Origin of the sequence: Bradyrhizobium sp. STM 3809, from assembly GCF_000239795.1 — a bacterium.
Classification (GTDB): domain Bacteria; phylum Pseudomonadota; class Alphaproteobacteria; order Rhizobiales; family Xanthobacteraceae; genus Bradyrhizobium.
The window spans coordinates 1-8,743 of sequence record NZ_CAFJ01000008.1 but is presented as its reverse complement, the minus strand read 5'-3'; the positions used below and the strand labels follow the sequence as shown (position 1 = coordinate 8,743).

Sequence of the window (8,743 nt, the reverse complement as noted above, 5' to 3'; positions counted from 1 at the left end):
GAATTGAGAGGGACGGACTGATTGAAAACCTCGGGCATGAGATGCCGCGGGAATGCGACGGCACGTTCGTACTCCGCTGCCTATTGATTGATACCATCTGCTGTTGAGACGTTCGACTGTTTGAACGTCGTGCTGTTTGACCCCGTGAATCCGCCCCACCCATCGCCGTCGTCCCCGACAAGCCGTGACGCGCAAAGCGCGGCATGGCGCCGATCCGGGACCCATACTCCGCGGCGGTCATGTGGCGCGAAAAAGCCAATGACCATCCGGCCTCAAACTGCTCCCTGGGGGTATGGGTCCCGGCGTTCGCCGGGACGACGCTGTATTTGTTGGAACAGCTCACCAACTACAAGCTCCGTCATTGCGAGCGCAGAAGCAATCCAGGGCTGAGCGAGAACTCTGGATTGCTTCGCTGCGCTCGCAATGACGGCGGTTAGAAATGTGCCCAACACTTCGAACGGCCGTAGGGTGGGCAAAGCGGCCGCCCGCAGGGCGGTTGCGTGCCCACCGTCTTTCGGCGCATTCGGAGCGAATGGTGGGCACGGCGCGCGATGCAGCGGAGCTTGTCACGCCAGCAGTGCGGCGCGCCTTTGCCCACCCTACAGTCCGTTAGTTGTCGATAGAACTGATCACCTCACGGCACGCCCTGCACGAACAGCGCGAACGGCTCATCGGTCGTCTTGCGCAGGTGCCCGCGATAGAGCTGATAATTCGGATCATCCGCCCCGAGGCGTCCGAAACTTGGCTCCGCGACGCTGCGCAGCGGCAGCAGCGCGATCGGGGCGGCGATCGGGGTCAGCAGCGAGCCGCGGCCCGCCAGCAGGGTCGTGATGATGCCGTACATCTCGCCGGTGATGGTCGGGCGCGACACCGTGATCAGGCGGTGCTGACCGTGGCGGTTGGTGACGAGGTAGACGAAGCCGGACTGGTTGGGCACGGCGACCTCGCCGAATTGCGTGAACGCCGCGTCGAGCCGCGCCCCCTCGCGAAACACCAGCGACGAGACCGCATCGTCCCAGACGATGTCGGTGCGATAGGCGTAGATCGCGTCCTTGTCGCCGAACGACGGTCGCAAGGTGACGTAGGTGCCCTCGATCCATTCGACCGCGCGGCGCGAATAGGAGCCGAGACTGTCCGGCGCGATGCCGCCGCTCGCCGCTGGTGCGGCGGCCGGCGCGCTCGGCGCCTTGCGCAGGGACATGCCGAGCGCCTGCTCGAGCCGCACGATGGTGGCGAGCGTGAACGGGCGACGGCCGCCGAGCGCCTTCTCGAGCGTCGACAGACTGAGCTTGGCCTGCTCCGCCAGCGCCTGCCGCGACATCCGGCGCCGCGCGATCTCCTCGCGGATGGTCTCCGCCACCTGCCGGCTCTGCTCGTCGGAAAGCTCGTTGTTGTCCGGGTTCGACATCCTGGTCCCTGCCGCATCACGCAGCCTCCTTCTAGCAGACGGACAAATCAGCACAAACCCGGACAGATCAGCCGAGCCCACGGCAGCACCGGACAGAGCCCGGCGGGCACTGGCCGAACAAGACCGACCATTCCGCTCGCGACGCGTGCATGCCGCCGGCAGTCTGAGCCTGCCCCATCCTGTTCGTTGCGGAGCCCCCTGATGAGCGAGACGATCGACACCGACATCCGCAGCAGCGCCCATCCGATCCGGTCATGGATCGTGACCATGTTGCTGTTCCTGCTGCTGCAAGCCGGCGCCGTGCTGCTGGTCGGCTTCGCGGCGCTGTTTCTCAGCATCACGCCGGGCTGGTCGGCCGAGGGGCCGCTGGCGCCGCTGACCAAGCCGGCCGACGCCCGCTCCGGCGCGCTGCTGTTCAAGTCTGACGCCGGCTACGCCGAGGCGCCACGGCTCGGCATCGACGTCGACATCGTCGTGTCCGGCCCGACCGCGCGGGCGCGCGTGACGCAGCTGTTCAAGAATACCAGCTCGCAATGGGTGGAGGCCGTCTACGTCTATCCGCTGCCGCCGGACAGCGCGGTCGACACGCTGAAGATGATCGTCGGCGACCGCGTCGTGATCGGCGACATCAAGCCGCGCCAGGAGGCGAAGGTGATCTACGACCAGGCCAGGCGCGAGGGCAAGACCGCGGCGCTGACCGAACAGGAGCGGCCGAACATCTTCACCAACTCGCTCGCCAATATCGGCCCCGGCGAAACCGTGCTGGTGCAGATCGAATATCAGCAGCCGGTGGCGCAGGTCGCCGGCGAATTCTCGCTGCGGGTGCCGCTGGTGGTGGCGCCGCGCTACAATCCGAAGCCGATCGTGCAGAGCGTCGATCTCCGCCCCTACAGCGATGGCTGGGGCGCGGCGAGCAACGATCCGGTGCCGGACCGCGACCGCATCTCGCCCGAGGTGCTCGACCCCGCCAAGACCGATCCGGTCAATCCCACCAGGATCACCGTGCGGCTGCAGGCCGGCTTCGCGCTCGGCGAGGTCAAGAGCCACCATCACCAGGTGACGATCGAGAGCCCCGACGCCAAGACGCGTGTCGTCACCCTGGCCGAGGGCGTCGTGCCGGCCGATCGCGACTTCGAGCTGAGCTGGAAGCCGGCGTCCGAGAAGATGCCGTCGGTCGGACTGTTCCACGAGCAGGTCGGCGATGCCGACTACCTGCTCGCCTTCGTCACGCCGCCGGCGGTGGCCGCGGCCACGCAGCGCCCGCAGCCGCGCGACGTCATCTTCGTGATCGACAATTCCGGCTCGATGGGCGGCACCTCGATCCGCCAGGCCAAGGCCAGCCTGCTCTATGCGCTTGGACGGCTGCAGCCGAATGACCGCTTCAACGTGATCCGCTTCGACGACACGATGACGGTGCTGTTTCCCGCCTCGGTGCCGGCCGATGCCGAGCATGTCGGCGACGCCACCAGCTTCGTCAGCGGCCTCGACGCGCGCGGCGGCACCGAGATGGTGCCGGCGATGCGCGCGGCGCTGACCGACGACGGCAGCGACGCCGACCGCGTCCGGCAGGTGGTGTTCCTGACCGACGGCGCCATCGGCAACGAGCAGCAGCTGTTCGAGACCATCACCGCGATGCGCGGCCGCTCGCGCATCTTCATGGTCGGCATCGGCTCGGCGCCGAACACCTATCTGATGAGCCGCGCCGCCGAGCTCGGCCGCGGCGCCTTCACCCATATCGGCTCGGTCGAGCAGGTCGAGGAGCGCATGCGCGATCTCTTCGCCAAGCTGGAGAACCCGGTCGTGACCGGGCTCAGCGCCAACTTCTCGGAAGCCTCCGCCGATCTCACGCCGGCGGTGCTGCCCGACGTCTATCGCAACGAGCCGCTGGTGCTCGCCGCCAAGATCGACCGCCTCGCCGGATCGCTGCAGCTCAAGGGCCGCATCGGCGACCAGCCCTGGAGCATCACGCTGCCGCTGTCCGGCGCCGCCGAGGGCAAGGGGCTCTCCAAGCTCTGGGCACGGCGCAAGATCGGCGATGCCGAGGTCGCCAGGACGATGCGGCAGATGACGCCGGAGGAAGCCGACGGTGCGATCCTGAAGCTCGCGCTGGAGCACCAGCTGGTGACCCGCCTGACCAGCCTCGTCGCCGTCGACAAGACTCCGCGCCGCCCCGACGGCGAGCCGTTGAAGCTGGCCGAGCTGCCGATCAACCTGCCGGCCGGCTGGGATTTCGAAAAGCTGTTCGGCGAGCGCGGCCGGATGCCGGCGATGCAGAAGGACCGTCGCGCCGAGGGCGACGGCGACGTCCAGCTCGCCGCGCTGAAGCGGCCGGTTGTACCGACGACGCCCGCGACGATCACGCTGCCGAAGACGGCCACCGATGCCGAGCTCAGCATGCTCATCGGACTGGCCATCCTGCTACTCGAACTGATCTGGCTCGCCGCCCTCCGGCGGCGGGCTGCCAACTAAGGAGGATCGTCATTGCGAGGAGCGAAGCGACGAAGCAATCCAGGACTGCACGCGTGACCCTGGATTGCTTCGCTTCGCTCGCAATGACGGGAGGAGAGAGAATGCCACGATTTGTCATCCCGCTCACGGTCGCACTTGTCGGACTCATCCTGTTCGGTCATGGCGCGCTTATCCACGCCAAGGCCATCGTCGCCCAAGTGCTGCTCGATCGCGCCTTCAGCCAGACCATTGCGTCGGGCCAGCCGGTCAAGCCGTGGTCCTGGGCCGACACCGTCCCGGTGGCCCGCATCGACGTGAAGCGCCTGGGCGTCTCGACCATCGCGCTGGCCGGCTCCAGCGGCCAGGCGCTGGCCTTCGGCGCCGGGCATGTCGAGGGGAGCGCCGAGCCGGGCGAGCCCGGCATCGCGCTCTACTCTGCGCATCGCGACACGCATTTCCGCTTCCTGCGCGACGTCAGGATCGGCGACGAGATCGACGTGATCAGGGGCGACGGCAAGCGCTTCCGCTACCGCGCCGATGCGTCCCGCGTCGTCCGCTTCGATGCCTCGGACATCGACCCCGTGACCGACCGTGCCGAGCTGGTGCTGTCGACCTGCTGGCCGTTCGACGCGCTGACACAGGGGCCCGAGCGCTACGTGCTGCACGCCACGATGATCCCCGAATGATGAACGAGACGAGCAGCACCGCCCTTGGGAACCAAGCGCCGGATCACCATTTGTCACCCTGCCGCGCCCGTGGGATGATCTTACGGACTCGGCAAGGTTCACATCCGCAGCGCTTCCGACATGCATTCCCAGGTTCAATATCTGCCGATCACCCCGGCCTTCTTTGCCATCCTTGTGCTGGCATTCGGTGTCGTGATCATCCTGATCCAGCTCGGCATCCTGCGCTATGCCTATATGAAGCTCGGCGTCAGCTCGGGCGCGGCGATGCTGCTGCTGTTCGGCTCGCTGGTCGGCAGCTATTTCAACATCCCGATCACGATGCTGCCGGGACAGGTGGCGCGCTCCGGCGAGATCATCGACTTCTTCGGCATGCAATATGTCGTGCCGCTGGTGCATCAATGGCCGGGCACGCTGCTCGCGGTGAATGTCGGCGGTGCCGTGATCCCGACGGTCATGTCGACCTATCTCGTGCTGCGTTACCAGCTGTGGCTGCGCGCAACGATCGCCGTGCTGGTGATCGCTGTGATCATCCATGCCATGGCGACACCGGTGCAAGGCGTGGGCATCGCCGTACCGGTGTTCGCGCCCGTTGTCGTCACCGCGATCCTCGCCTTCCTGCTGTCGCGCGAATACGCCGCGCCGCTGGCGTATATCGGCGGCTCGATGGGGACGCTGGTCGGCGCCGACCTGATGAACCTGGACAAGATCGGCAGCCTCGGCGCCCCCGTCGCCTCGATCGGCGGCGCCGGGACCTTCGATGGCGTCTTTCTGACCGGCATCCTCGCGGTGCTGCTGGCGGGGCTCGCCGCGCCGTCCCGCCCGGGGCTTGCGCGCTGACCTTCCAACTGGAGGCGTTAGCGGCTAAAATTGGCTGGAGGCAGCAGCGGACAGCGAATGCGCACGATCAATCTCATTGTCGGAACCGTGACCATCGCGGCCGTGGCGGCCGGGATCGGTGGTGTCCTGATCAAGCAGAAGCGCCGCATTGCCGAACAGCGCGGCATGATGCGCGTGGTGTTCGACGGCGGCTCAGCGGCCGGCCTGCGCAAGGGCGGCCCGGTGAATTTCGACGGCGTGCAGGCCGGACAGATCGTGTCGATCAACCTGGAGAGCCCGCGCAAGATCGTCGCCATGATCACGCTCGACAAGTCGGCGCCGATCCGCAAGGACACCACGGCGGGCATCGAGTTCCAGGGCCTGACGGGGATCGCGGCGATCTCGCTGGTCGGCGGCGCGCCGACGGCCCCGCCGGTGCCGCTCGATCACGACGGCGTTCCGGTCCTGACGGCCGATCTCAAGGACCAGGAGACGATGGTCGAGACGGTGCACAACATCGACAAATACGTCGTCAGCAATGCGCCGGCGATCAAGGAAGCGCTGCAGAGCTTCGAGACCGAGACCGCGGCGCTGCAGGACAAGACGGCGGCGATCGATGCGGCGATCGACAAGGCGGAGGACATCTTCAAGGGCTTCGATACGCTGGTGACCAAGATCGACGGCGCCATTCCCGGCTTCGCCGACGGCAATCCCGGCCAGCTGTTCGACCAGATCAAGTCGATGCGCGAGCTGGTCGACAGCTTCAAGCGCAAATCCGCCAAGGTCATCGACGACAGCCGCAAGACGCTGGTCGACATCAGCGACGGCGCCAATGCGATGAGCGCGAAGTTCGGCGGCCAGCCAGTGGCGCCGGGACCACGACGGGTGCCGGCGTCACGCTGAGGGCCGGACGCGCCGTCCCCCTCGCGCGTTCAGTGGCTGATCATCCAGGGCCGCGCCGTCGGAAAGCCCTTGGCGCCGCTCTTGGTCTTGGTCATCAGCCGCGGCGATTTCTTCGGCGAGCAGCAGCCGCAACCCGGCCCGTGCTTCGCCTTGTATTCCGCGAGCGTCTGCGGCGCGTGGCGGCTGCGCTCGTTGGTGGCATGCGCCGTGCGCCGCTCCGCCGGCATGCAGGCGAAGGCGGGCGCGGTGAGGATCACCCGCGGCGCCATGTCCTGGCATTGCGGACAGAGCTGCGGCTCGTCACATTCGGCCATCGGCCGCATGTCCGTGAATGGACCGCATTCATCACAGAGATATTCATAGACCGGCATTGTCTCGTCTCCTGCGCAACATCGTCTCCAAGGCCCGCGCGGCGGATGCGGGGCGGCCGGTACGCTGCCGTCCCGCACCCCGTCGCGCAGGGAGGAGAATTACTTGTCCGGCGAGATCGGCATCTGGATGTCGCCCTTGATGTGCTTGATCGGCCCCGCCGCCGACGGCATCACGTCGAAGTCGAAGATCTCGGTCGGCAGCCACAGCGTGGCGCAGGCATTGGGCACGTCGACCACGCCGGAGATGTGGCCCTGCACCGGCGCGGTGCCGAGGATCGAATAGGCCTGGGCGCCGGAGTAGCCGAACTTCTTCAGGTACTCGATGGCGTTGAGACAGGCCTGGCGATAGGCGATGTGGACGTCGAGATAGTGCTGCTTGCCGGCCTCGTCGACCGAGATGCCCTCGAAGATCAGGTAGTCGCGATAGTTCGGCGTGATCGGCGATGGCTTGAAGATCGGGTTCTTGATGCCGTACTTGGACACGCCGTCCTTGATGACGTCGACCTTCAGATGCAGCCAGCCGGCCATCTCGATGGCGCCGCAGAAGGTGATCTCGCCGTCGCCCTGGCTGAAGTGCAGATCGCCCATCGAGAGACCGCCGCCGGGCACGTAGACCGGGAAATAGATCTTCGAGCCGCGCGACAGGTCCTTGATGTCGCAATTGCCGCCATGCTCACGCGGCGGCACGGTACGGGCACCCTCGGCGCCGATCTTGGCCTTGACGTCGCCCTTGGCCTGGCCGGCATGGGCGGTCGGCGCGAACGGCGGATTGGCCAAGCCCGGCACGCGGGTCGGGTTGGTCGCGATCAGCGCCGTCTCACGCTCGTTCCAGGTCGCGAGCAGCTTCGGATCCGGCAGACAGCCGATCAGGCCGGGATGGATCAGGCCGGCGAAGTTGACGCCGGGCACGTGACGCGACGAGGTGTAGAGGCCCTTGATGTCCCAGATCGACTTCTGCGCCAGCGGGAAGTGGTCGGTCAGGAAGCCGCCGCCATTCTGCTTGGAGAAGAAGCCGTTGAAGCCCCACAGGCTCTCCTTCAGCGGACCGACGTCGAGCAGGTCGACGACGAGGAGGTCGCCCGGCTCGGCGCCCTTGACGCCGATCGGGCCGGACAGGAAGTGCACGATCGACAGGTCGATGTCGCGCACGTCGTCGGCGGAGTCGTTGTTCTTGATGAAGCCGCCGGTCCAGTCATAGGTCTCGACGATGAAGTCGTCGCCGGGATTGACCCAGGCCACCATCGGGATGTCCGGGTGCCAGCGGTTGTGGACCTTGTCGTTCTCGTAGGCCGACTTGGTCAGATCGACCTTGATCAGTGTCTCTGGCATCAGAAGCTCCCCTTTACCTTTGCTTGGACGGAGTGGTTAGACGGACAGATATTTCGAGACCTGCGCGGCATCGACGGACTCGCGCGGATCGTCGCGGACGATCTCGCCGTTCTCGATCACCAGCACGCGGTCGGCGATATCCAGCGCGAAGCTCAGCACCTGCTCGGAGACGACGATCGACAGCCCCTTCTCGTCGCGGATGCGCTTCAGGGTGCGCGCCATCTCCTTGATGATCGACGGCTGGATGCCCTCGGTCGGCTCGTCGAGCAGCAGCACCTTCGGCTTGGTGGCGAGCGCGCGCGCGATCGCGAGCTGCTGCTGCTGGCCGCCGGAGAGATTGCCGCCGCGCCGGCCCTTCATCTCGAGCAAAACCGGGAACAGCTCATAGATGTCGCCGGGCACCTCGGACTCGCCGGACACGACGAGGCCGGTCTCGATGTTCTCCTTGACCGTCATGGTCGAGAAGATCATCCGCCCCTGCGGTACATAGGCGAGGCCCTTGGCGACGCGCTCGTAGCTCTTCATGCCCGACAGCTCGGCGCCATCCATCGCGATCGAGCCGCTCTTGGCGGGCAAGATGCCCATCAGCGACTTCATCAGGGTGGTCTTGCCCATGCCGTTGCGGCCCATGATCGCAACGATCTCGTTGGGCGCGACCTTGACGTTCAGGCCATGCAGCACCTCGCTCTGGCCATAGGCGACATGGAGATCGGAGATTGCGAGCATCACGCCTGCTCCCTGTTAGTAAGTTCGACGAGCTGTCTGTTCTCCCCTCCCCCTTG

General features: G+C 66.5%; 8 protein-coding genes. 4 read left to right on the top strand and 4 right to left on the bottom strand.

What is annotated here, in order from left to right; genetic code table 11:
• Nucleotides 1-634: 634 nt before the first annotated feature.
• Nucleotides 635-1,408 carry a helix-turn-helix domain-containing protein gene (locus tag BRAS3809_RS00545; RefSeq protein WP_008960146.1) on the bottom strand — a complete coding sequence of 258 codons (774 nt, stop codon included), beginning with the start codon at nt 1,406-1,408 and terminating at the stop codon, nt 635-637.
• A 201-nt stretch (nt 1,409-1,609) separates the two neighbouring features.
• On the opposite strand from BRAS3809_RS00545, the gene BRAS3809_RS00540 reads away from it, so the two are divergent.
• The 4 genes from BRAS3809_RS00540 to BRAS3809_RS00525 all read left to right on the top strand — a co-directional run bounded on the left by BRAS3809_RS00540 (nt 1,610) and on the right by BRAS3809_RS00525 (nt 6,261).
• Nucleotides 1,610-3,877: a marine proteobacterial sortase target protein gene (locus BRAS3809_RS00540; RefSeq protein WP_008960145.1), complete on the top strand. Its 2,268-nt coding sequence runs from the start codon at nt 1,610-1,612 to the stop codon at nt 3,875-3,877.
• Between the two features lie 101 nt (nt 3,878-3,978).
• A complete protein-coding gene (locus BRAS3809_RS00535) occupies nt 3,979-4,542 on the top strand; it encodes a class GN sortase (RefSeq protein ID WP_008960144.1) in 564 nt (187 codons plus the stop codon).
• Nucleotides 4,543-4,662: 120 nt separating this feature from the next.
• Nucleotides 4,663-5,379, top strand: a complete 717-nt coding sequence (locus tag BRAS3809_RS00530) for a DUF1614 domain-containing protein (protein WP_008960143.1) — start codon at nt 4,663-4,665, stop codon at nt 5,377-5,379.
• A gap of 57 nt (nt 5,380-5,436) precedes the next feature.
• Nucleotides 5,437-6,261: an MlaD family protein gene (locus BRAS3809_RS00525; RefSeq protein WP_008960142.1), complete on the top strand. Its 825-nt coding sequence runs from the start codon at nt 5,437-5,439 to the stop codon at nt 6,259-6,261.
• A 29-nt stretch (nt 6,262-6,290) separates the two neighbouring features.
• On the opposite strand, the gene BRAS3809_RS00520 is transcribed toward BRAS3809_RS00525, so the two are convergent.
• The 3 genes from BRAS3809_RS00520 to urtE all read right to left on the bottom strand — a co-directional run bounded on the left by BRAS3809_RS00520 (nt 6,291) and on the right by urtE (nt 8,687).
• Complete coding sequence (locus tag BRAS3809_RS00520) at nt 6,291-6,632, bottom strand: FmdB family zinc ribbon protein (RefSeq protein WP_008960141.1); 342 nt, start codon at nt 6,630-6,632, stop codon at nt 6,291-6,293.
• Between the two features lie 99 nt (nt 6,633-6,731).
• On the bottom strand, nt 6,732-7,961 hold the full coding sequence (fmdA, locus tag BRAS3809_RS00515) for a formamidase (RefSeq protein ID WP_008960140.1): 1,230 nt from the start codon (nt 7,959-7,961) through the stop codon (nt 6,732-6,734).
• A gap of 36 nt (nt 7,962-7,997) precedes the next feature.
• Nucleotides 7,998-8,687 carry an urea ABC transporter ATP-binding subunit UrtE gene (urtE, locus tag BRAS3809_RS00510; RefSeq protein ID WP_008960139.1) on the bottom strand — a complete coding sequence of 230 codons (690 nt, stop codon included), beginning with the start codon at nt 8,685-8,687 and terminating at the stop codon, nt 7,998-8,000.
• Nucleotides 8,688-8,743 lie beyond the last annotated feature (56 nt).